Source organism: Campylobacter sp. W0066.2 (genome assembly GCF_024723515.1).
Classification (GTDB): Bacteria; Campylobacterota; Campylobacteria; order Campylobacterales; family Campylobacteraceae; genus Campylobacter_D.
In genome coordinates this window covers 1-23,642 of sequence record NZ_JANQCV010000009.1, presented here as the reverse complement: position 1 = coordinate 23,642, position 23,642 = coordinate 1, and the positions used below count along the sequence as shown (strand labels likewise).

Annotated in this window: 25 protein-coding genes and 1 tRNA gene; 14 read left to right on the top strand and 12 right to left on the bottom strand. The window is 29.6% G+C overall.

Translation table 11 applies throughout. The features are described 5' to 3' along the window. Window positions 1-33 precede the first annotated feature (33 nt). Window positions 34-693 carry a helix-turn-helix domain-containing protein gene (locus CAMP18498_RS05195; protein WP_002871903.1) on the top strand — a complete coding sequence of 220 codons (660 nt, stop codon included), beginning with the start codon at window positions 34-36 and terminating at the stop codon, window positions 691-693. A gap of 427 nt (window positions 694-1,120) precedes the next feature. On the opposite strand, the gene CAMP18498_RS05190 is transcribed toward CAMP18498_RS05195, so the two are convergent. From CAMP18498_RS05190 to CAMP18498_RS05165, 6 genes are all read right to left on the bottom strand, one after another. Next, window positions 1,121-1,366 carry a hypothetical protein gene (locus CAMP18498_RS05190; protein ID WP_337197924.1) on the bottom strand — a complete coding sequence of 82 codons (246 nt, stop codon included), beginning with the start codon at window positions 1,364-1,366 and terminating at the stop codon, window positions 1,121-1,123. A gap of 29 nt (window positions 1,367-1,395) precedes the next feature. After that, the gene (locus CAMP18498_RS05185) at window positions 1,396-1,518 is read right to left on the bottom strand and encodes a hypothetical protein (protein ID WP_337197880.1); all 123 of its coding nucleotides are present in this window, start codon (window positions 1,516-1,518) and stop codon (window positions 1,396-1,398) included. Window positions 1,519-1,571: 53 nt separating this feature from the next. Beyond that, window positions 1,572-1,913 (bottom strand): phage integrase central domain-containing protein, encoded by a 342-nt coding sequence (locus CAMP18498_RS05180; RefSeq protein ID WP_442867720.1) that lies wholly within the window; start codon window positions 1,911-1,913, stop codon window positions 1,572-1,574. Window positions 1,914-2,405: 492 nt separating this feature from the next. Next, window positions 2,406-2,481 (bottom strand) — tRNA-Val (locus CAMP18498_RS05175). 45 nt (window positions 2,482-2,526) lie between these two features. Continuing rightward, on the bottom strand, window positions 2,527-3,717 hold the full coding sequence (locus tag CAMP18498_RS05170; protein ID WP_337197878.1) for a replication-associated recombination protein A: 1,191 nt from the start codon (window positions 3,715-3,717) through the stop codon (window positions 2,527-2,529). Continuing rightward, window positions 3,714-4,889 carry a DUF945 family protein gene (locus CAMP18498_RS05165; protein ID WP_337197877.1) on the bottom strand — a complete coding sequence of 392 codons (1,176 nt, stop codon included), beginning with the start codon at window positions 4,887-4,889 and terminating at the stop codon, window positions 3,714-3,716. The genes CAMP18498_RS05170 and CAMP18498_RS05165 overlap by 4 nt, the downstream gene beginning before the upstream one ends. Window positions 4,890-5,019: 130 nt before the next feature. Here CAMP18498_RS05165 and glmM point away from each other — a divergent pair, with 130 nt between their 5' ends. The 3 genes from glmM to hemJ are packed head-to-tail and all read left to right on the top strand — an operon-like array spanning window position 5,020 to window position 7,248. Further along, window positions 5,020-6,357, top strand: a complete 1,338-nt coding sequence (gene glmM, locus CAMP18498_RS05160; RefSeq protein WP_214116308.1) for a phosphoglucosamine mutase — start codon at window positions 5,020-5,022, stop codon at window positions 6,355-6,357. Beyond that, window positions 6,350-6,805, top strand: coding sequence for a signal peptidase II (gene lspA / locus CAMP18498_RS05155; protein ID WP_337197876.1), 456 nt, complete (start codon window positions 6,350-6,352; stop codon window positions 6,803-6,805). The genes glmM and lspA overlap by 8 nt, the downstream gene beginning before the upstream one ends. Beyond that, window positions 6,799-7,248 (top strand): protoporphyrinogen oxidase HemJ, encoded by a 450-nt coding sequence (gene hemJ, locus CAMP18498_RS05150; protein WP_039627278.1) that lies wholly within the window; start codon window positions 6,799-6,801, stop codon window positions 7,246-7,248. Before lspA ends, hemJ begins: the two co-directional genes overlap by 7 nt. Before the next feature lie 23 nt (window positions 7,249-7,271). Here hemJ and CAMP18498_RS05145 read toward each other — a convergent pair whose 3' ends face one another. Beyond that, the gene (locus CAMP18498_RS05145; RefSeq protein WP_337197875.1) at window positions 7,272-8,609 is read right to left on the bottom strand and encodes a coproporphyrinogen III oxidase family protein; all 1,338 of its coding nucleotides are present in this window, start codon (window positions 8,607-8,609) and stop codon (window positions 7,272-7,274) included. 75 nt (window positions 8,610-8,684) lie between these two features. Here CAMP18498_RS05145 and CAMP18498_RS05140 point away from each other — a divergent pair, with 75 nt between their 5' ends. Continuing rightward, complete coding sequence (locus CAMP18498_RS05140) at window positions 8,685-8,876, top strand: mini-MOMP protein (RefSeq protein ID WP_039627274.1); 192 nt, start codon at window positions 8,685-8,687, stop codon at window positions 8,874-8,876. An 18-nt stretch (window positions 8,877-8,894) separates the two neighbouring features. Here the strand turns inward: CAMP18498_RS05140 and CAMP18498_RS05135 are convergent, their stop codons facing one another. The 5 genes from CAMP18498_RS05135 to ccoG all read right to left on the bottom strand — a co-directional run bounded on the left by CAMP18498_RS05135 (window position 8,895) and on the right by ccoG (window position 16,633). Then, window positions 8,895-10,337 (bottom strand): TolC family protein, encoded by a 1,443-nt coding sequence (locus CAMP18498_RS05135; protein ID WP_337197874.1) that lies wholly within the window; start codon window positions 10,335-10,337, stop codon window positions 8,895-8,897. Beyond that, complete coding sequence (locus CAMP18498_RS05130) at window positions 10,330-13,452, bottom strand: efflux RND transporter permease subunit (protein WP_337197873.1); 3,123 nt, start codon at window positions 13,450-13,452, stop codon at window positions 10,330-10,332. Before CAMP18498_RS05130 ends, CAMP18498_RS05135 begins: the two co-directional genes overlap by 8 nt. Continuing rightward, on the bottom strand, window positions 13,452-14,549 hold the full coding sequence (locus CAMP18498_RS05125) for an efflux RND transporter periplasmic adaptor subunit (protein WP_337197872.1): 1,098 nt from the start codon (window positions 14,547-14,549) through the stop codon (window positions 13,452-13,454). Before CAMP18498_RS05125 ends, CAMP18498_RS05130 begins: the two co-directional genes overlap by 1 nt. 85 nt (window positions 14,550-14,634) lie before the next feature. Beyond that, entirely contained in the window at window positions 14,635-15,258 is a 624-nt protein-coding gene (locus tag CAMP18498_RS05120) for a TetR/AcrR family transcriptional regulator (protein ID WP_337197871.1), read from the bottom strand. A 1-nt stretch (window position 15,259) separates the two neighbouring features. Then, window positions 15,260-16,633, bottom strand: a complete 1,374-nt coding sequence (gene ccoG / locus CAMP18498_RS05115) for a cytochrome c oxidase accessory protein CcoG (RefSeq protein WP_337197870.1) — start codon at window positions 16,631-16,633, stop codon at window positions 15,260-15,262. Window positions 16,634-16,817: 184 nt separating this feature from the next. Between ccoG and rpsU the strand changes: the two genes are divergently transcribed. From rpsU to CAMP18498_RS05070, 9 genes are all read left to right on the top strand, one after another. After that, entirely contained in the window at window positions 16,818-17,030 is a 213-nt protein-coding gene (gene rpsU / locus CAMP18498_RS05110; protein ID WP_002780697.1) for a 30S ribosomal protein S21, read from the top strand. 42 nt (window positions 17,031-17,072) lie between these two features. After that, window positions 17,073-17,678: a LysE family transporter gene (locus CAMP18498_RS05105; RefSeq protein WP_039629232.1), complete on the top strand. Its 606-nt coding sequence runs from the start codon at window positions 17,073-17,075 to the stop codon at window positions 17,676-17,678. A gap of 75 nt (window positions 17,679-17,753) precedes the next feature. Further along, a complete protein-coding gene (locus CAMP18498_RS05100) occupies window positions 17,754-18,371 on the top strand; it encodes a UPF0323 family lipoprotein (RefSeq protein ID WP_337197869.1) in 618 nt (205 codons plus the stop codon). Between the two features lie 9 nt (window positions 18,372-18,380). Further along, window positions 18,381-19,553, top strand: a complete 1,173-nt coding sequence (locus tag CAMP18498_RS05095; protein ID WP_337197868.1) for a glutathionylspermidine synthase family protein — start codon at window positions 18,381-18,383, stop codon at window positions 19,551-19,553. Next, on the top strand, window positions 19,553-20,485 hold the full coding sequence (locus CAMP18498_RS05090) for a D-2-hydroxyacid dehydrogenase (RefSeq protein ID WP_337197867.1): 933 nt from the start codon (window positions 19,553-19,555) through the stop codon (window positions 20,483-20,485). The genes CAMP18498_RS05095 and CAMP18498_RS05090 overlap by 1 nt, the downstream gene beginning before the upstream one ends. Then, window positions 20,475-20,966: a YajQ family cyclic di-GMP-binding protein gene (locus CAMP18498_RS05085; RefSeq protein ID WP_337197866.1), complete on the top strand. Its 492-nt coding sequence runs from the start codon at window positions 20,475-20,477 to the stop codon at window positions 20,964-20,966. The genes CAMP18498_RS05090 and CAMP18498_RS05085 overlap by 11 nt, the downstream gene beginning before the upstream one ends. Then, entirely contained in the window at window positions 20,963-21,442 is a 480-nt protein-coding gene (locus CAMP18498_RS05080) for a hypothetical protein (protein WP_337197865.1), read from the top strand. The genes CAMP18498_RS05085 and CAMP18498_RS05080 overlap by 4 nt, the downstream gene beginning before the upstream one ends. 8 nt (window positions 21,443-21,450) lie before the next feature. Then, the gene (locus CAMP18498_RS05075) at window positions 21,451-23,163 is read left to right on the top strand and encodes an ATP-binding protein (protein WP_337197864.1); all 1,713 of its coding nucleotides are present in this window, start codon (window positions 21,451-21,453) and stop codon (window positions 23,161-23,163) included. Between the two features lie 63 nt (window positions 23,164-23,226). Then, window positions 23,227-23,642 (top strand): PepSY-like domain-containing protein (locus CAMP18498_RS05070; RefSeq protein WP_337197863.1); only part of this gene is annotated, 416 nt, incomplete at its 3' end.

Here is a 23,642-nt window from a genome sequence, read left to right as displayed (position 1 = left end):
TCTTTAAAATTATTTTATTGTAGAATATATTTTATGAAAACGATAGGTGAAAAATTAAGAGATTTGCGTAATGCTTACGGATTAAGCCAAAGAGAATTTGGAGAAAAAGTAGGTATTACGAAAGGTAGTATCAATTCTTATGAAAACAATGTAAACTCCATTACTCAAGGTGCAAAATGGAAAATTTTGCAAGCAACAGGGATAGGGTTTGAATATTTTGATTCTGATATGACGCTAAGTGAGGCCTTTAAAAAATACAATATAGATATAAGTAAAAAACTTGAATTTAAGAAAATAGAAGAAAGTATTTGTGCTATATGTGATGGAGTTAAAAACTATATAGATGGAAAATATTTAGAAACATTTAATATAAAATCATTATTTTTAAATCATTTATTTGATGGTATGGGATATTTTGATTTGTGTTTTTTAAAAGTAAAACATAATGAATTAGAGCCTTATGCAAAAAATGGTGATATTTTAGTTGTATCAAGTAATAAAAATGCTGAAAATGGAGATAAAATCATCATTAATTACAAAGAAAATATTCTTATAGTTCAATATTTTCATGAGTTTGATAAAATAATACTTAAAACTATGAGTGGAGAAGAAATAAAATTTTATAATAGCGAATTTAGTGATTGTGTAGACATTTTAGCAATTATAAAAGGTAAATTTTATTTTGAAGTATGATTTATTTACTAAAGAGATAGAAATGAATAAAAGGCTTAGAATTCTTAAGCTTTACAATGAGTTAGGAAAGCTTTTATAAAGGTAAAGAAGTATTGAATATTTAAAAAAATTATGTTAAACATTCTAAAAATTTGATTTTATGGATAATTTTCCTACAGAAAGTAAAAAGAAAATTTTATAATCTGTTTCAAGTTCTGTAATATTAAGGTTTTATACTCTTTTTAACGAAATTAAAAAGAGTATAAAAATAATTATGAGAAATAAAATATAATATATTTATATTCCTAAAAATTCTAAATTATTTAAATAATCATCATACCATTGTAAAAGTTTTCTTTTTTGAATGATGGTTGCTTTTTCTCTTTCATAAGAAAATTTTATTTGATTAAGTTCTTTATGTGCTAAAATGCTTTCAATAACTTCTTCGCTAATATTTAATTAAGAGCTCTGCCTTATGTTGAGAGCAAATAGTTCTAAATGTAGCTCTAAAACCATGAGAACTAGCTCGCTTGTGCCATTTATTTTTACCTCCTAAATTTTTAATGGCTTTACCTATGCTATCTCTATTAATATGTCCTTGTATGGTTTGTGCAGGAAAAACAAAATCGCTAATTTCTCCGCTAAATAAAAATTGCTCTTTTAATACCTTAATCATTGTTTTTGTAAGTGGAATTTCATGTGCAATTTTTGTTTTTGTTTCATTTACTGGTATAGTCCAAATTTGTTTTTTAAATCAATATTAGCCCATTTTACACTAGCAGTGTTAAAAGGTCTATTGATACTAAGAATTTGTAAATACAAAGCCCTTTTTGTTTGTTTTTCCATTCTATTATCTTGCTTTAGATCTTGAATAAATTCTTTTAAATCTTCTGATTGAATTAAGGCAGGGATCTTGTATCTATATTATGGTTGTTTTGAAATCTTTTAGGGGAAGCAAAGTTATCTTTTAAGCCATCGCTAGGATCAAAATCAATATATCTATCTTTTAAGGCTATTCTAAAAATACCCTGAACATGATTGATTAAACGGTGTATGGTTTCTAACCTACTTGTATAAGGATTATTTGGATTATAAATAGCATTAAATATAGATAATAAATCACTATATTTTATGTTTTTTACATCTAAATTTCCTAAACTTGGCATGAGATATTTTTCTACCATTTGTATAATTTTTTTAACATAGCTATCGCTAAGACATTTTTTTTGTTTTTGATCTATATAAAGAATAAATAAGTTTTTAAACTTATATTTATCATTTCCATTTTTTAGTAACCGTATATCTTTACATTTTTCAAATTCTTTTAAAAACTGAATAGCTTCTTTTCTAGCTTCAGCTACACTATAAATTCCTTCTCTAAATTCTTTAAGTTTTGTGTATTTGTCATTAATTTTAATACTAAAAGTTTTTTGGCCACTAGGATATACAAAAATTAAAGCTCTTTTGGATTACCTACAGCTTTTTTGTATCGTTTATCACTAGGTTTTAAATTTCTAATATTTTTATCTTGTAAGCTTTGTTTTGCTATGTTTGCCATTATTTTCCTTTAAAGAACCCTATTAGGTTTTAAGAACCCTAATAATGACCTTAATTAATTGAAAATAATTATAACACAAAAGAAATTAATTGAAATCAAAGATCATTTAGTTTGTTTATATATAGCATTTTGAAAGCATTTTTTGGAAATTAAAGAAATCGAAAGAAATAAAAAATGGTGGCTCCGATTGGACTTGAACCAACGACCACCACCATGTCAAGGTGGTGCTCTACCAACTGAGCTACGGAACCACAAAATAAAAATTATATAAAAATATTTTTATATTGTGCTTAAAATCACTTTTTAACTTTTTTCATATCGTTTAGCCATAAGTCTAGCTGCGCTTCAAAACCTATACCTTTACTATAATAAAATTTCAAATCTTTTTCTAAGTATCTTTGCTTAACCCAGCCACCAAAATCATGCGGGTAAAGGTAGTTTTTTCTTTGTGGGTTGTTATTATCAAGATAAGGAAGTATTTTTAATGCGGGGTTGTTTTGCACATAATTTAGCGCTTCATTTATAGCAAGATAGCTTGAGTTTGACTTGGGCGAACTTGCTAAAAATACTACACATTGAGCTAAGATGATCCTAGCTTCAGGATAACCTATGTTTTTTACTGCTATGAGTGTGCTTGTGGCTAGATTAAGTGCTTGTGGGTTTGCATTTGAGATATCTTCGCTTGCAAATATCACTAATCTTCTAGCGATGAAATCCGCACTTTCGCCCCCATCGATCAACATCGCAAGATAATACAAACTTGCATCTACATCACTTCCTCTTAAGCTTTTTATCATAGAACTAGCTAGTTTATAGTGTGTGTCTTTACTTGAAGTGCCATCGCTTAAAACATTTGCTCTTAATTTTTTCAAAGTTTCAAGCGTGATATGAGTGCTATCTAAAGCCAAAGCAAACTCACATAAATTTAAAAAGCTTCTTGCATCATTTGAACTAGAAGTGATTAAAAAGTCTTTGGCATCATCATCGATTTTACATTGGAGTTTTTCTTGCACTTTTGTGGCAAGTTTTTCTAAGTCTTTATACTCTAAACCTTTAAATTCAAAAAGCATACTTCTGCTTCTTATGCCTGAAGTTAAAGTAAAATAAGGGTTTTCAGTGCTTGCGCCTATGAAAAGGCATTTTTGATTTTCCAAAGGGATTAAAAGCATTTCTTGTTGGGTTTTTGAAAGCCTATGCACCTCATCAATAAACATCAAAGGTTTGTATAAAGAATTTTCATAATTACTTAGTATTTTTCTAAGCTCTTCAAGTTTAAAATTTCCTCCATCAAACTCATAAAAATCAAGTTTATACTCATACGCTATAGCCCTTGCAAAAGAAGTCTTCCCACAACCTGCTGGGCCAAAAAATACACTATGAGGGAGTTTTGAAACTTGTATGAATTTTTTAAAAATTTCTACTAAATTTTCTTGTCCTAAAACCTCATCTAAAGTTTTAGGACGAAAAGTTAAGCTTAAATTTGTCATTGTGGATTTATGGCAAGTCTTTCACCATTAATGATAGCTGTAATATCACTTTTATTAGAATCATCATAGATGAAATCAAGCACATAAGAGCCATTATTATCTACAAAATAAGTATCAAAATTTGCAAAATCAGGCCAAATTTGACTAGGAAGAATTTCAGTGTTTGCATGCAATTGTGATTTTATATTATTTTCAGTGAAAATAGTTTGCCCATTTGCGTCAAATTTTTTACCTTCTTTTTCAAAGCTTAGGTTATTTAAGATGATTTGTGGGTTTACTTTTAAAAACTGACTTGCTAAAAGCATCATAGAAAAAATATCAGTATTTGAGTTTTGCACTAAGCTATCATAAGCTTTTTTAGAAAGATTATTAAAATTCATATCTAAATTAATGTTGTTTAACATAAAGTTTTCATTTGCAAGGTTAAATTTAGCTAAATCTAGTTTTAAAACACTATCATAATCATTTTGAGCATTTTGAGCTGTTTTTGCAAAAATTTTTAATTTATCAAAGTTAAAAGCAATAGAACTTATAAAATTAGCACTATCAATGCTTATATTTTGCTCACTATTTCTACTAGGGCTAAAGATATCATTAAAACTTAATTTTTGTATAGGAAATTCAGAAATTTTGATATTTTTTGCTTCTAATTTTTCTTCATGAGATAGTTGTTCTAATAAAACATAACCTAGATTAAGCTCCATATTTTTTACAAATTCCTCAGAACCTCTAATCTTAAAAGATGTATTGTTTAAAACTAAATTTGTATTATTGCGGGTAAAATTGATATCGTTTATTTTTGCGTTGATGTTAATGTCTCCACCTTTTACACTAACTAAGATTTTAAAGATTTCTTCATTTGGGAAAATGCCTTTTAACTCTTCATTTTCATTTAAAATAGAAACGATGGCATTATTACTTGCAAAAAAATTATTAGAAAAATCCACATTCACTTTAAAACTATAAGGCAAGTCATTAAGTGTAGCTATAAAACTTCCTTTGGAGTTTAAAAGCCCTTTAGTATAGTTAGCATCTTCAACACTATAATATGCTGTATCTTGGCTCATTTGAGCAAATATTTTTCCATTGATAGAGTTAATGTAAGAAGCTGAGGTAAAAAATCCTATAGCTAGTAAAACTACTACTACAACTCCTGCGATGATTTTTTTCATTCATTTTCCTTAAGTGAAATTTTAAAAATTATATATTTTTATTACTAACTAATGCTTATAAAATTCTCACATTTATACATTACTTAACTTTTTTTCTTATAATTGCACTATTTAAAATCAAAGGTAAAAAATGAAACTTTTTGGAACAGATGGAGTACGCGGTAAAGCAGGGGAGTTTTTGGACTCATTTTTAGCTATGCGTTTGGCTATGGCTGCTGGAATTTATTTTAAAGACAAAGCCCTTACAAATAATATCTTAGTAGGAAAAGATACAAGAAGAAGCGGTTATATGATAGAAAATGCTATCGTTTCAGGACTTACTTCTATAGGTTATAATGTTATAGAAATAGGCCCTATGCCAACACCTGCTATTGCGTTTTTAACTGAAGATATGCGTTGTGATGCAGGTATTATGATATCAGCTTCACACAATCCTTACTATGATAATGGCATTAAATTTTTTGATGCCCATGGAAATAAACTTGATGAGCAAGCAGAAGCAAAGATAGAAGAAATTTATTTTAATGATAAACTCATAGAAGAAGCAAGAACAACAAAATCACAAATTGGACAAGCAAAAAGAATTGATGATGTAATAGGAAGATATATTGTTTCTATAAAAAATTCTTTTCCTAAAGAGCTGACTTTAAAGTCTTTGCGCGTTGTTTTAGATGTGGCTCATGGAGCTTCTTATAAGGTAGCACCTACGGTTTTTAAAGAACTTGGTGCAGATGTGATTGTGATCAATGATAAGCCAAATGGTTTAAATATCAATGAAAATTGTGGAGCTTTACATCCTTTAAATTTGGCTTTGGAAGTAAAGAAATTTAGAGCAGATGTGGGCTTTGCTTTTGATGGGGATGCGGATCGTTTGGTTGTTGTGGATGAAAAAGGCGAAGTAGCTCATGGAGATAGTCTTTTGGGTGTTTTAGCTTTATTTTTGAAAAAACAAGGCAAGTTAAAATCAAGCGTAGTTAGCACTATAATGAGTAATGGTGCTTTAAAAGAGTTTTTAACTAAACACAAAATCACGCATGAAACTTGCAATGTAGGCGATAAATACGTGCTTGAAAAACTCAAAGAATGTGGTGGAAATTTTGGCGGAGAGCAAAGCGGACATATTATCTTTAGTGACTATGCAAAAACTGGAGATGGTTTGGTAGCTGCTTTACAATTTAGTGCTTTAATGCTAAGTGAAGCAAAAAGTGCAAGTGAAATTTTAAATCAAGTTAAACCTTACCCACAACTTTTACATAATCTTAAAATTTCAGAAAAAAAAGACTTAAGCAAGCTTGCAGGTTTAGATGAATTGAAAAAAGACTTAGAGAAAAAAGGAATTGCTAGTTTGTTTAGATATTCAGGTACAGAAAATTTAATACGCTTATTGCTTGAAGCAAAGGATATTAAGCTTTTAGAAAAAGAAATGAAAGCTGTTGAAAGCTTTTTTATGAAAGCGTTGAATGCTTAAAATTTTGCCTTTAAAATTTTGGCTTGTTTTCGCTTTAGTTTTTATACTAGATCAAGCAAGCAAGTATTTGTTTTTACAAGGGCTTGAGTATAAGGGTGAATTTTTTGATTTAGTTTTAACCTATAATACCGGTGTAGCCTTTTCAATGTTTGCATTTTTAGGAGAGTATTTAAAATACATACAGCTTGTTTTTATTTTGGCTTTGTTTGGGTATTTACTTTATCAAAAAGAGTTTTTTAAAACCCATTTGATTGCTTTTGCTATTATGCTATCTGCTGGGTGTTCAAATTTACTTGATCGCTTTGTGTATGTAGGTGTGGTGGATTTTGTATTTTGGCACAAGTGGTTTGAATTTGCTGTGTTTAATTTTGCTGATGTGATGATTAACATTAGCGTAGCTTTGATTTTAATAAAAGAAATTTTTAATAAAAAAGGAGAAAAATGTTAGATTTTTTGAATGAATGGTATTTATGGATTAAAATGGTGCATTATTTAGCTTTTGTTTCATGGATGGCTGGAATGTTTTATTTGCCAAGACTTTTTGTCTATCATACAGAGCATAAAGACAATAAAGGCTTTGTGGAAGTGGTGAAAATTCAAGAAAGAAAATTGTATTTTTATATCCAAACTCCTGCTATGATAGCTACTGCAATCACTGGAAGTTTAATGATGATGGCTAATAAAGATGTGTTAATGGTAGGTGGATATATGCATGCTAAATTAACCTGTGCTTTACTTTTGATCATTTATCATTTGCAAAATTATTATTATTATAGACAACTTCAAAATGATACTTGCCAAAAAAGTGGAAAATTCTTTAGAGCTTATAATGAAATTCCAACGATATTATTTATAATCATCGCTATTATGATGGTGGTAAGACCGTTTTAGTAAAAAGCCTTTTTTAAGGCTTTTTATCCTTTAAACTCCATACTTTTAAAATCAAGTGGATCAACATTTTCTTGCATGATATTAATGTGTTCTTTATCTTGTAAGCGTTTATCATCTCTAAATACAGCACGCACCAAATCCATACCTGTGTAAAAATCTTTCATCAAGACCATAAACAAATAACGTCCAAATTCACTTGTATATAAGGTATTGTTTTCTTTTTTTATAGCTTTACTTAGTTTAAGGCCTAAAAGTTCGATGAAAAGATCTTTTTCTAAATTACAATCTAAAGTTTTGTTAAATTTATCAATTTCGATTTTACCGGTAAACATTTCGGTTAAAAAGACATATTTGATGATTTCTTTTTTACCAAAATTAGCTTTAGCAATATTTGCATTTTGTTTTTCTTTGATGAGTTTAGAATAATCATTTAAATTAAAAGCATTGATTAAAAGTTCTCCATCTAAAAAACTAAAAGCCCCACTTCCCACGCCTAAATACTCATGATGGCTACTTACATACTCATCATTAAAGCTACTTTTTTCTAAAGAAAATGACCATGCGTTATTTCTTTCATAATCTTTGAAAAAATCTACAATGATTTTATAAAACTCAAATTCATTATCTTTAAAACTTACTCCTAGAGTTTTTGCGATATTATCTTTTGTGAGGTTTGATTTCATCAAAGGATAAGTTGTGATTTGTTGAGGTTTTAAACTTTTTGCTATTTCTAAATCATTGAGTAATTGCTCTTTGGTTTGAGAAGGAAAATTAAAAATCAAATCAAGACTCATGATAGGAAGCACACCTATGGCTTTAGAGAGTTTTTCTTGAAGTTCTTTACTTGAGCCAAATTTATGATATCTTGCTACTTTTTTTAAAGTATCATCATCAAAACTTTGTATACCACAGCTTAAGCGATCTATTAGCCCTTTAAACATTTCTAATTTTTTTGGGTCAATATGGTTTGGATCGGTTTCGCAAGAAATTTCTTTGATATTAAATAATTTTTTGCAAAGTTCTAAAGTTTTAGCAAGCTCTTCTTCGTTGATTAAAGTAGTACCACCGCCCACATACATAGAAGTAAAATCAAATCCTTTGTCTTTGATTTGTTTGATTTCTTCTCTTAAACTTTCAAAATATCTTTTTGCTAAATCTTCATTGTAATAATACTTATGAAAACTACAATATGGGCAAAAAGTATGGCAAAATGGTATGTGAGCATAAAGCATATAAGATTTTTTTGGATTAACTTTTTTTTCTTGTCCTTCTTTTAAAAGTTTAACATTAAAACCATTTTCTAAAGATTTTTGCATAGCCTTGTGTGAGTAAGAAAGAGCTAAGTTTTGTAAAAAATTCATATTTTTCCTAAAAATTTCATTTTGTAGTTATTTAAAAAGACTATAATTGTATCATATTTTTACAAAGGCTTTATAATGAAAAAGATTTTTATAGCATTTTTTGTATTTTTATTAGGGCTTATAAGCGTGTCAAATTCTGCACCTTTAGATGAAATTTTTCAAGATGTTAATGTTTCAGGTAGTATGCGTTATCGCTTTGAGCATAATAGCCCAAAAGATAGAGGAAATAATAATTTTAATCAAAGAATTCAAATTCAAATGCATTAACAACTAAGCCTTAAAGACTTAGTTGTTATAAAAGTTTTCCTTTAAGTTTTCTTCCATAGCTTTGATATTTTCTTTTGATTCTTCTTTAGCGTTAAATCCTCCACCAAAAGCTTTCATAACATCTACAATGGAATTTGCAAGCTCATAAGATGAGTTAGTATAAGAAAGTTTAGCATTTAAGTAATTTCTTTGATCTTGTAAGAAATCAGCCAAGTTAATCACACCATTTTCATATCTTAAAGTAGAAATTTCATAAATTTTACTTTGAGCTAGAAATAAATTTTTATAATTTTGCTCATTTTCATAATAGCTTTGGCGGTTAAATAAAGCAAGTCTTATTTCTCCAAAGGCTGTTTTTAAGGTGTTTTCATATTGTAAAAAAGCTTCATCTTTGGTAAGTTTTGCGATATTAACATTATTCATAATCTCACCCCAATGAAAAATCGGCATTGCAAAATTTCCAGCTACATTCCAAGTATTGCTTCCATGTTTAACTAAAAGATCTAAATCATTACTTTGAAAGCCCAAAAGTCCTGTTAAAGAAAGGTTTGGTAAAAATGCAGTTCTAGCTACTCCAACAAGATAGTTTTTTTCTTCTAAAATTTTTAAACTAGCTTGCACATCAGGTCTTTGAAGCAAAATTTCACTGCCAATACCCTCAGGTATGCTAAGTTCGTATTGTCCTATTTTTTTATACTCTATGCTATTATAAAGTATATCATCAATATCATTTGAAGTTAAGATTTTTAAAGCTTTGGTGTTAGCTTCTTTTTGAATTTTAGCATTTGTGAGTAAAACTCTTGAATTTTCAAGCTCAGCTTTAAATTTGTTAAGCTCGTACTCACTAATTACTCCAAGTTTAAAATGCTCTAATTTTAACTCATAAGTTTTTCGATAACTTTGGGTTGTTTCTTCTAAAATTTTTACTTGCTCGCTTAAGCTTGCTAGGTTAAAATAAGTTTTTACCACATTAGAGATTAAGCTTAATCTCGCACTTTCATAGTCAAACTCACTAGTTTGCAATTTTGCTTTTGAGGCACCATAAGTATCTCTGTATTTACCCCATAAATCTACTTCATAGCTTAAATTTAAACCCATATTAAAATCATTACCATAAGCAAATTCATTGCTTTTGTTACTTGGAGCATTAATGCTAGTTTTTCCTCTTGCTCCACTAGCACTTCCATCAAGCTTAGGAAGCAAATCACTTCTTGCTATACCCAAAGTTTCATAAGCTTTTTGTAAATTCATATATGCAATTTGTAAGTCGTTATTGTTTTTTAAAGCTTGATCGACTAAGGTGTTTAAATAATTATCATCAAAAGCTTTCCACCATTGTTTATTAATGCTAATATTTTGATCTAAACTTTTAGTGTAATTTACATCTTTGATTTCTAAATTTGGTTTTAAACTGCAAGCTGTTATTAAAAAACAACTTGCAAAAATTATTAACTTACGCATTGATTTTACCTCTTTTTTTATCAAGCCATTTATTAAAGCTTTCTAGTAAATAGAAAAATAAAGGCACAAAGAAAATGGCTATAGTAGAAGCTGCTATCATACCCCCTATAACACCTGTGCCTATTGCATGACGACTTGCACTTCCTGCTCCATAGGCAAAATATAAAGGTAAAATACCACAAATAAATGCTAATGAAGTCATTACAATAGGTCTAAATCTTAATTTTGCTGCACTAATAGAAGCTTCAAAAATACTTTTTCCTTTTTTAAGGTGTTCTTCCATGGCAAACTCAACAATCAAAATGGCATTTTTAGCTGAAAGTCCTATTAAAAGCAAAAGCCCTGTTTGAAAATATATATCATTTTCTAAGCCTCTAAGCCATACAAGAAGCAAAGAACCAAACACCGCAAAAGGCACAGCAGTGATTACCGCTAAAGGCATGAGCCATCTTTCATACTGAGCCGCTAGGATTAAAAATACAAATAAGAGTCCTAGTATAAAAGCCACTTGACCTGCACCGCTACTTGTAACTTCTTGATAAGCTGAACCTGACCAAGCAATAGAATAATCCTCTCCCAAGGTTTCTTTAGCAACTTGAGCAATAGCATCAATTGCCTGTCCTGAGGTATAACCAGGAGCAGGATCACCTTGCACTAGTGCTGATGGGAACATATTAAAGCGTTTTACATCATCAGGGCCAACCCCTCTATGAAGTGTTAAAACACTATCTAGAGCTATCATAGAACCATCATTTGCTCTAACAAAGATGTTTTTTAAGGCATTTTGAGTATTTCTAAAATCTCCAATGGCACTAATATTTACACGATAATTTTTCCCAAGCATAGAAAAATCATTTACATAATAAGTCCCTATAGTAGCATTTAGCGTACTAAATACATCTGCTAAATTTAAACCATAAAGTTTTACTTTATCACGATCAATTTCTAATTTTAATTGTGGGAAATTAGTATCAAGCGTTGTTCTTACGTTGTTAAGTTCAGGGCGTTTGTTTGCTGCTTCAACTAATCTATTTACATCAACTTGAATTTCATCATAGCTTTTACCACCACGATTTTGCGCATACATTTCAAAACCACCGGTTAAACTTAAACCTTGTATCGGTGGTGGATTAACAAAGAAGGTTTGGTAATTTGGGTTTAAGAAATATTGTTTATTATACATACTAGTTAGTTCAAAACTATTTGTATCCCTATCATCCCAATTTTTCAAATTTACAAACATTGCGCCAGCATTTTCTTTTAAAGAACCTGTGAAAAGATCATAACCTATAAGACCTACTACATTTGTTACATTTTCATTTTTACGAATTTCTTCTGCCATAGCATCCATTGATTGAGTGGTTCTATTAAGAGAAGATGCTGCAGGTAAGTTAACAATGGTTAAAAAATTTCCTTGATCTTCAGGTGGAACGAGTGAATTAGGTACAAGTTTGAAAAGTCCATATAAACCACCTAAAAAGATTACAAAAATCAATACAAATCGCACGGTTCTTTTAAGTATATAAGCTACTCCGGCTCCAAAAACTTCAGTAGACCAATCAAAAATATCATTAAATTTTTTAACTAAGTAAAATGGCTCACCCTCATTTCTTCTTAAAAAGATTGCACATAAAGATGGGGTTAATGTTAAAGCTACAAAACCTGAGATTGCAACTGAAATCGCAAGGGTTATAGCAAATTGTTTTTGAATTTCTCCCACAAAACCGGATATAAATGAAACAGGTATAAACACCGCACAAAGTACAAGAACGATAGATACAACAGGCGCAGCAACTTCATCCATAGCTTTAATAGCTGCTTCTTTTATGCTTATATTTGGATCTTCATGCATGATTCTGTCGATATTTTCAACCACGATAATTGCATCATCAACAACAATACCAATGGCAAGTACTAAGGCAAAAAGTGTAAGTAAGTTAATACTAAAGCCTAAGGCATATAATCCTGCAAAAGTTCCTAAAATAGAAACAGGCACAGCAATCATAGGTATAATGGTTGAGCGGAAATTTTTTAAGAATAAATACATTACAATTACAACCAAAATAAGTGCTTCGAAGAAAGTTTTTACTACTTCTTTAATAGAAGCTTTAATAAATACGGTTGTATCATAAGGCACTTTATATGTTAAACCCTCAGGAAAGCTTTTTGCTAATTCTTCAAATTTTTTCTGTACTAATTCAGCTGTACTTACTGCATTTGCTCCAGTTTGTAAGAAAATCAAAATAGGAGTAGCGTCATTTCCATTTAATCTACCTTTGAAAGTATATTCTCTTGAACCTAAAGAAACTTCGGCCACATCTTTGAGTCTTAAAAAAGAACCATCACTATTTGCTCTTATGATGATGTTTTCAAATTCTTTAGTGTTTTTTAATCTTCCTTGCATAGTTACTGAATATACATAAGGCGATCTTTCTACCACAGGCTCTTGACCTATCTTACCAGTAGCATATTGAGCATTTTGCTCACTAACTGCAGCAATAACATCCGTTGCAGTAACTTGGTATTTGTTTAATAAATCAGGATTAAGCCAAATTCTCATAGAATAATTTCTTGAGCCAATAGCTACAGCATTACCCACGCCAGGAACCCTAGCAAGATCATCTAAGATATTTAATGCAGCATAGTTATATACTTCAAGTGAATCCATAGAACCATCAGGGGAATATAAAGTAGCAACTTCTAAAATACTTGAGCCGGTTTTTCTTACACTAACACCGGTTTTTTTAACATCTTCGGGCAACTTTGCCATAGCAGCTGAAATTCTATTATTAACATCAACTGTTGCTTGGTCAGGATCTGTACCTATGTTAAAATACACACTTAAACTCATATCACCTGAAGAACTTGAGGTTGAATCCATATAAATCATATTTTCAACCCCATTGATTGCATCTTCAAGAGGAATAGCCACCGTTTGAGCCACCGTTTGAGCATCAGCACCTGAGTAATTTGCACTTACTTTTACAACAGGTGGAGTTAGAGAAGGGTATTGCTCTACAGGTAAAGAATAAAGGCCTATAATCCCTGCTAAAGAAATGATAATAGCTACAACAGAAGCAAATACAGGTCTTTCTATGAAAAATTTAGAAAACATTATTTATTCTCCATTACGCTAACACTTGCACCAGGGCGGATTTTTTTGAAGTTATTTAAAATCACTTTATCGCCATTTTTTAAGCCCTTATCAATGATTGCTTTATCAGAAGTTTGATAAATAACATTAACAGCAGTTTTAACTACTTTTCCATCTACTAGAGTATAAACATAAGTAGCACTATCATCTTGTAAAAGTGCAACTTGAGGAATTTCAAAACCATCTTTTTGAATAAAGCCTTCAACATGAACATTTGCAAAAGAACCAGGCATTAAACTTGAGTTGTTATTATCAAAAATAGCCTTTGCTTTTACTCCGCCACTATGGGTGTCTATAACACTATCTATAAAATATAATTTTCCATTGAAAAGTTCTCCACCGACATTAGCTTGTACTTGGATATTTTCTAACTGCCAGTTACCACTTTGAATATTTTTATTCATATTGATTTTATCTACATCAGAAATATAAAAGTCTGCAAAGATAGGGTTAATATTTGTAATGCGTACAAGTTCAGTTGATGAGGCATTTACATAATCACCCACGTCCATTAATGCATCACCTAAAACCCCATCAAATGGAGCACTTACTACGGTGTATTTTAAATCTAATCTCGCATTAGCAAGCTTTGCTCTAGCACTTTCTAAATTAGCTTTAGTAGAATTAAATTTAGCCAAACTTGCATCAAATTCTTTTTGTGAAATAGCATTTTTTTCTATTAAAATTTGATCTCTTTTGAAATTTTTTTCAGCATCATCAAAACTAGCTCTTGCTACCAAAGCTTCTCCATAAGCCATATTTACACTTGCTTGGTATTTATCAGGCTCTATAAGAAAAAGTTTATCGCCTTTTTTAACAGCTTGACCGCTTTTGAAATATTTTGCTTTGATTTCGCCACTTACTTTAGGTTTGATTATCACATCTAATTCAGTGCTTAATCTTGCAGGATAAGTAAATTCTAAAGGTAAATTAGCACTTTGCATAGTCATAATGCTAACAGGTTGAGGAGGGAGTTGTTTAACTTGTGCATTCTTATCATCTGAGCATGCCACAAATATAAGTGAAGCACAAGCTAGGGTTAAAAGTTTTGTTTTCATTGGTTTCCTTAAAATTATTTATTTAGCTAAACAAAAAAGTAATTTATATTACAAAATGTATGATTATTATTTTATCAATCTTTAGTTAATTAAAATTAACAAGTCCTTGAGTGAAGAGCTTTACGATTTTTTTTGCGTGATTTTGCTGTTCTTTTTTACTCATCGAAACCTTATTTTCAAAAGTGCTTTGTATAAAAAAGGTTCCTCTAAGCATAGCACAAAATGTATAGCTTAAAAATTCAGCATTTTTGGCTAAATTTTCATTTTCTTCTTCAAATCTTTTTTGAAGTACATATTCTACCTCTTTTCTATTATCTCCTTTAAACCATTTACCAAAGTCAAATTTTTCATTATAAATTTCTGAATAGATAAGTCTTACTATGGCTATGGTTTTAGCGTCATTAAAAATTCCCAAATAAGCTTTTGCAAATTGATGTAGAAATTCTTCTAAATTAGCACCAGGCGAAAGTCGCATATTTTTATTTAAAATAGCTAAGAAGTGATTTTCCGCAAAATCATTTAAAACCGCTTCAAATAAACCTTCTTTATTTTTAAAATGCTCATACACACAAGAAAAAGATCCACCAGCTTGCTTGATGATATCCTTAAGATTGGTTGCTTCGTAGCCATTTTCTAAAAACGACTCCGCAGCAATTTGTTTGATTTTTTCAAGCCTTGCTTGAGATTTTGAAGAAAGTCTTTTTTCCATTTTAGTGTTTTTTATGCTCTATAATTGAGTTTTTAGGATACACAAAATTACTTTCTCTCGTGATTATGATGTTTTTATCATCAAGTGCATAAGCTTTGATAGTTAAAGGTATTACGGTATCTTTCCTGTCATTATCAGCTAGTTTTTTAGTGGCTTTTAAAACAACTATATGTTTATCTTTTTCACCAGCTTTTAGTTTAAAAGGTTTTTTTGGTCTAATGATTTCTAAACCATCTTCAATACCTTGTAATTTCACATCAAAATAATACTCATGAGTTTTATTGTCTGTATTTTGAAATAAAAACACATAAGCATTGCTAATGATTAATTCTCCATCATGGGCTTTTCTAATTTGATAAAGCTCGCTAGAACGATTGATGTTTAAAAGCATATTTTCTTTTTTACTTCCCATTAAAACTAAGGCTACAAAAACACCACATAAAACCACTAAATATCCGATAGTTCTAAATCTAAAATATTTTACTTTTTCTCTTGTCTCAATGGCTTTTGCACTAGTCCAGTTAATCAAACTAGGGCGATCAAATTTGGCTTGAATTTTTGAGCAAGCATCAGCACATTCAAGACAGTTAATACACTCAAGTTGCATTCCTTGGCGTATATCTATATGTGTAGGGCAAATTTTTACACAGGCTTCACAGCCTATACATTCACCTTGTGGTGGTTTTTGATAAAGTTTGGTATGCCCATCATAAATCACACCACCTCTTTTATCATCATATATAACTTGAACGGTATTATTATCAAACATTACAGATTGAATTCTTGCATAAGGACATACATAAACACAAAATTTTTCACCCAAATACACTATATCAAAAGTAAAGGCTAAAGAAGCACAAAATAAAATTCCCAAAAGTAACAAATGATCAGCAGGGTTTTGAATATATACAAAAAAATCTTCAGGTGGGATAAAATACCATAAAAATGCGCTCATCATTAATAGCGAAAAAAGATAGAAAATCACAATACTTAAAACTTTTTGAACAAAAAATCCCTCAGCTTGTTTTTGTTTGTTTGCGGTGTTTTTGTGAATTTTAAAGATTTTTGTTTGCAATAAATCTCTATAAATAACCCTAGCAATAGTTTGAGGACAGCTCCAAGCACACCAAATTCTTCCTGCTAGAGTGGTAACAAAAAGTATAGTTAAAAACATACCTATGATAACAAAAGGCATTAAATAAAGCTCCTGGGTATCAAAAGCAATAAAAAACAAATTAAGCTTTTTATGATCAAAACTTAATAAAAAGAAATGATTTCCATTGATTTTTACAAAAGGTAATGCTATGAAAATAATCATAGAAATGATATAAGCTATATACCTTTTTTTAGTATAGTTGGTAATACAAGCACTCATTTTTATTTTCCTTAAAAAACGTTCTTTTAATTGTAATACTAGAAAAATTAAACCAAACTTTGTCTTAATTAAGAATTTATGTTTAATTTTTATTTATGTAATTATTACAAAAATAAATTTTATTTTCAAGTGAAATTGTGATATAATTCTTCTTTAATTTTATTTAAGAAAGGTGGTGAGGGTCGTGCCAGGAATTAAGGTGCATCCTAACGAGTCTTTTGATGAAGCGTATAGAAAATTCAAAAAACAAGTAGATAGAAACCTAGTTGTTACTGAAGTTCGCGCAAGAAGATTTTTTGAGCCTATGACTGAAATTCGCAAAAAACAAAAAATTTCAGCTCGCAAAAAAATGCTTAAAAGACTTTATATGCTTAGACGCTACGAGTCAAGACTCTAATACCAAAAAGCCGAGAAATCGGCTTTTCTTCATTGATTGCTTATGTTTCTTTGGATTTTAATTATTCATTTTTTTGGACTTATTTTACCAGGACCTGATTTTTTCTTAGTAAGTTCTTATGCCTTAAGAGAGGGTATTAAGAGTGCTTTAAAAGCAAGTTTGGGTGTGAGTTTGGCCATGAGTTTGTGGATTATGCTTTCTATACTTGGTTTGAGTGTTATTTTTCATCAATTTCCATTTTTGCAAATCGCTTTATCAAGTTTTGGAGCTTGTTATCTTTTGTATTTAGCTTATGGAATTTACAAAAATGCAAAAATAGGTGGCTTGAAAACCAAAAATACTCATACATCTGCATTTTTAAGCGGGATGATTACAAATTTATCTAATCCAAAAGTTATTTTTTATTTTGCTAGCGTTTTTGCAAGTTTTGATTTTACCCAAATGCGATGGATGTTGATAGTTTTAATTTTTGTTTTGATTTTAGAAACTATAATTTATTTTTCTTTGATTTCTTTATTGTTTTCAAAACCTTTCATGGTAAGAATTTATCAAAAGAATTTAAAACTCATTGATTATTTAAGTGCTTTTATATTTTTTGTTTTTGCTATGTCTATTTTAAGTAGTAATTTAATGACTATGGTAAATTAAAGCAATTAATTTTTATTAATACTTTTTTTGTTAAAATCTTATTTAAGTTAAACTTATTAAATTATAGGAAAGATCATGAAACACATTAAAACTATACTTAAACTTAGTATGATAAGTGGTATTGCTGCAATAAGCGCAGGTGCTTTAAGTGCATGTAGTAGCAATGCGAATGATTCTAATAATGCATTAAGTCAAGCAGCAAATGCTCAAGGTGCTTTTGTTATCATCGAAGAAACTGCTCCAAATCAATATAAAATCAAAGATCAATTTCCAAGTGATGAAACTAGAGTGGTTTTAAAACAACTTGATGGCACAGAAAGAGTTTTAAGTAAAGAAGAAATGGATAAGCTAATCCAAGAAGAAGCTGCTAAAATAGACAATGGCACTTCAAATTTAACAAATCCAAATAACGCTCAAATGAGCAGTGGAGGACTTTCTTTGGGTGAGACATTGCTTGCGAGTGCAGCTGGTGCTATACTTGGTAGTTGGATAGGCTCAAAGCTTTTTAATAATCAAAATTTCGCAAATCAACAAAGAGGAGCATTTTCAAATCAAAGTGCTTACCAAAGAAGTGTAAATAGTTTTAATAAAGCAAACACAAGTGCCACTTCAGGCTCAAGTGCAAAAAAATCAGGCTTTTTTGGTGGTGGTTCCAAAGCTACTTCAAGTTCTTCTAGTTCTTTTGGATCTTAAGGGTGTAAAATGAATTTTTTAAAAGTAAATCCTTTAGAAAAATCTTACTTAGAACAAATAGGTTTTTCGTGGCATACAGATAATGATGGAAGTGATTATTTAGATTCTAACTTAGTTTGCGTAAGGGAAGATGAGGCAAATGCATACTATGAGGCAGTTAATGAGCTTTATGATATGTTTGTAGCTGCTGCGCAAGAAGTGATTGATAATGATCGTTTTGATGAGCTTGGAATTCCTTTTAATTTAGTTGATGCGATCAAGATGAGTTGGGAAAATGATGTGCATTGGCATTTATATGGCAGATTTGACTTAGCAGGTGGGCTTGATGGCAAGCCTATAAAGCTAATAGAATTTAATGCTGATACTCCAACATCTTTATTTGAAAGTGCTATTTTACAATGGGCTATTTTAAAGCAAAATAATCTAGATGAAAGCTCGCAATTTAATAATATATATGAAGCCTTAAAAGATAATTTTAAAAGACTTATAACTTTAGAAGAAGATGTGGGTGAGTTTGAAAAATATTATGAAGGTTGGAAGATATTATTTTCTTCAATCGCAGGTAGCGATGAGGATATGATTACAACCAAACTTTTAGCACACATTGCTAGTGAAGCAGGTTTTGAAAGTGAGTTTTCTTTTATAGATGAGGTGGAATTTTCACCTGAAGGTGTTTTTAAAAATGATGTAAATTTTGAGTATTTTTTCAAACTCATTCCTTGGGAAAGTATAGCTATAGAAGAGGGTGAGCTTGCTATGCTTTTAACTCAAATCATGCAAAATCAAAAAGCAATCATTTTAAACCCTGCTTATACTTTACTGTTTCAAAGTAAGGGTATAATGAAAATTTTATGGGAGCTTTATCCAAATCATCCTTTATTGCTTGAAACAAGCTATCAACCTTTAGTGGGTAAAAAATGTGTTAAAAAGCCTGTTTTTGGTAGAGAAGGAGCAAATGTTTCTATTATAGAAGCTAATGGAGATGTAAGTTTTGAAACAAGTGGAGATTATCAAAACAATCGCTTTGTATATCAAGAATTTGCTGAGTTTAATCAAAATGAAAGTAATTATTACCAAGCAGGAGTTTTCTTTGCTTATGAGGGTTGTGGATTAGGTTTTAGAAAAGGCGGATTAGTGCTTGATAATTATTCTAAATTTGTAGGACATATAGTAAAAGATTAATGAAAATAGTATGCTTAGATGCTGCAACTTTAGGTGGAGCGGATTTAACGGCTTTTGAAAGTCTTGGCGAGTTTGTAAGTTATGATTTAACTTCTAAAGATGAGGTTATTACAAGAATAGCTAATGCACAAGTTGTGATGATAAATAAAATCATCATTGATAAAGAAGTGATAGACAACACCAATTTAAAGCTTATTTTGCAACTTGGTACCGGGGTAAATAATATAGATGTAGCTTATGCAAATTCTAAAGGTATAGTGGTAAAAAATGCAGCTAGTTATTCTACAAAAAGTGTTTTAAGCCATACCTTTGCCTTGCTTTTTGCTTTTTTAAATCAAATTCCATATTATGATAAATGGAGCAAAGAAGGTAAATGGTGTGAGAGTGAAATGTTTTGCGATTTTAGCAAGACTTTGCATACTTTAACTAGTAAAAAACATGGCATTATAGGACTTGGAGCTATAGGTAAAGAAGTGGCTAAGGTTTCTCAAATGTTTGGTTCTAAAATTTGTTATTATTCTACCTCAGGGGCTAATAATAATGATGAGTATGAAAAAGTAAGTCTCGAAGAGCTTTTAAAAACTTGTGATGTAATTAGCATACATGCGCCTTTAAATGATAAGACAAAAAAATTATTAAGTAAAAAAGAACTAATGCTTTTAAAAGATAATGCTATTTTGATTAATGTAGGGCGCGGTGGAATCATCAATGAAGCAGATTTAGCTCAAGTTATGAATGAGAAAAACATCAAAGTAGGACTTGATGTGCTTGAAATAGAACCTATGATTAAAAATCATCCTTTACTTAGTATAAAAAATAAAGAAAATTTAATCATTACTCCGCATGTTGCATGGGCAAGTGAAGAATCCATACAAAATTTAGTCCAAATTGTATTTAATAATCTTAAGGAGTTTATAGAAAATGGCAAGTGAACATAGTTTTGATATTAGTGGGGAAATTGATAAGCAAGAGCTAAAAAATGCTTTAGAGCAAGCTAAAAAAGAGCTTGATAGCAGATATGATTTAAAGGGTATTAAAAGTGAAATAGAGTTAAATGAAAAAGAAAGTGTTTATAAACTTATTTGCTCTAGCGAAGCAAAGCTTGAAGTGCTAAAAGATATTGTTGTTTCAAAGCTTATTAAAAGAGGGATAAACCCTAATGGTATTAAAGAGCTAAATAGAGAAAGTGGAGCAAATTTTAGACTGAATTTAAAGGTTAATGACGCTATTGATGCTGATAGTGCTAAGAAGATTAACAAAGTTATAAAAGATAGTAAGCTAAAGGTAACTTCAAGCATTAGAGGTAATGAAATTCGCGTAGTTGGTAAGCAAATTGATGATTTACAAAGCGTGATGAAAATAGTAAAAGAACTCAATTTAGAACTTAATCTTAGTTTTAAAAATCTTAAATGAAAAATTTACCTCAAATAGTTTTTTTGTGTTTTGTGTGTGTTTTTTTAAGCTCTTGTGCTTTAAAAAGTAAAACACAAGCACAAAGTGCTTATATTATTTTAAAAACCCCAGAGTTTAAATTTGCTGATTATGGTTTTTTATATGAGGGAAAAAATTTTACAAGTTTAGAGCTTTATAGCGCTTCTAAAGCCTTACTTGAATTAAAAATTAGCGATAAAATTTGCGTTAATGGCGTTTGTTATGCAAAAACTTTTTTTAATAAAAGATTTTTTAATAATGAATATTATGATGATTTTTTGCAAGATCTAATCTATAAAAAGCCTATTTTTTATGGAAAAAATAAACAAACTACCTCTTGTGGTTTTACTCAAAAGATTATAAGTAAAAATTATGATATTTTTTATGAGGTTTGTGATAAAAATATGAGTTTTAATGATAAAAAATCCAAAATCAAATTTAGCATAAAATCAATATAAAGGAAAATATGAAAGATTTAAAACTTTTTCTTAATGATACTTTTAAAAGCAATATTTATAAAAACTTACAATGCAGTGAAGATGAAATTTTAATTTTAAAGCATTTATGCAAAAATTATTTGCAGGCAAATGCAAGTATTAATGCTTATAATCTTCTTAGTGAAGTTTTTAAAAATGATGAATATGAGTATTTAGATCATTTAAAAGACCTTAAAAATCTTATAGAAAAAGGTTTTATTGTTCAAATTTTTTCTGATTTTAAAGCAAGTAAAAACTCAAGCTTGCTTTTAAATTTACTACAATGTGAGTTAAGTTTAAGTGAAGTTTTCTTGCAAGTTTTAGAAAATAAAACCATACAAGATTATATGCAAGATCAAATTTATGAAGATCATATTGCATATTTAAAAGATGAATTTTTTAGAATCGAGCTTTATCAAAGATTGCGTTTTTTTGCTAAAAGCTCTCAAAGCAAGAATATTAAAAAAGATATAGCTATATTTGAAGCATACATTAAAGAGCGTTTAAAGAAAAGTAAAATTTCTAATGTTTTAGCAGAGATTTTTAAAGAATATGCTTTAAATGATAAAGAATGCTTGATATTTATTAGTTTGTTAAAAGAAGAGTATTTGCTAAATACTGAAAATTCTTATAGTAGAGATTTTAATTTTTTGCTTCATTTAATTAGCGAGGATGAGGCTCAAAAACAAGAAAACAAAGCTTTATTGGAAGAAGATTCTAAGCTACTTAGTTCAAATCTTTTAGAATATGATGAATTTGTTAATTCTTTGGGTGATATAGCTAAGATTTTTTATTTAAGTGATGATATTTTACAAAGAATTATTAATTTTAAAGAACCAAAGAAAAATAAAAAAATTAAACTTCAAAATTTAGTTAAAGAGCAAGATATTTTTGAGCTAATCGAGCCAAATATCAATATAGATGATGTTATTATGCCCCAAAGTACTAAAGATTTATTAGAAAGTATATTAAAACAACAAGATAAAAAGGTTTTAGAAAGATTAAATAAATGGGGTATAAAGACTAATAAAAATATAGAAGCTAAGATAATTTTCTATGGCCCTGCTGGTACGGGTAAGACTATGAGTGCATTAAGCATGGCAAAAGCTATGAAAAAATCCATTTTGAGTTTTGATTGCTCGAAAATTTTAAGTAAATATGTGGGCGAGAGTGAACAAAATGTAAGAAAGATTTTTGATACTTACAAAGAGCTTTGTCAAACAAGTAGGCAAAGCCCTATTTTACTTTTAAATGAGGCGGATCAGTTTTTAAGTACTAGAGTAGAAAGCAGTGCTGGTGCTGATAAAATGCATAATCAAATGCAAAATATTTTTTTGGAACAAATCGAGCGCTTTAGTGGAGTTATCATAGCAACAACTAATTTTTTAGAAAGTTTAGATGTGGCTTTTTCAAGAAGGTTTGAGTATAAAATAGAATTTAAAAAGCCAAATTACGAACAACGCTTAATGATATGGCAAAAAGCTTTGCCTAAAAATGCTAAATTCGAAGGTAGTTTTGATTTAAAAAAATTAGCCTCATATGAATTAAGTGGAGCTCAAATTGTAATGGTGATTAAAAATACAGCTTTAAAAGCGGCTATTTCTAAAGACGGTGTTTTTAAAATGAGCGATTTTTTACATACTATAGAAAAAGAAATAGAATCTTCATTTGATAAAAATAAGATAGTTGGCTTTAAAAATTAAAATTCACACAAATTTCACAAGCAAACAATATCATTCTTTCAACTTTTATTTAAAGGAGAAAAAATGAAAATGAAATTAATGTTAGCTGGTTTAGTTTGTGCAAGTTCTATGTTTGCAGATATGATTGTTAGTCCAAGTGCTTTACCTCAAAAGGCTCAAGAGTTTTTAAACACTCATTTTAAAGGCGTAAATGTAGGTTATGTAAAACAAGACGTAGATTCTTACGAAGTAAATTTGGTTGATGGAACAGAAATTGACTTTATCATTAATGGAGACTGGAAAGAAGTTGATGGTAAATACAAAGGCATTCCAACAGGATTTATCCCAAAAGAAGTTGTTGCAAAAGTACAAGCAGCGCAACCAAATGCAGCTATTGTAGAAGTAGATAAAAGAATTAATGGTTATAAATTCAGAACAAATAATATGATGGAAATTTATACAGATTTTAAAGGTAATATTTTAGGTCAAAAATTTGATGA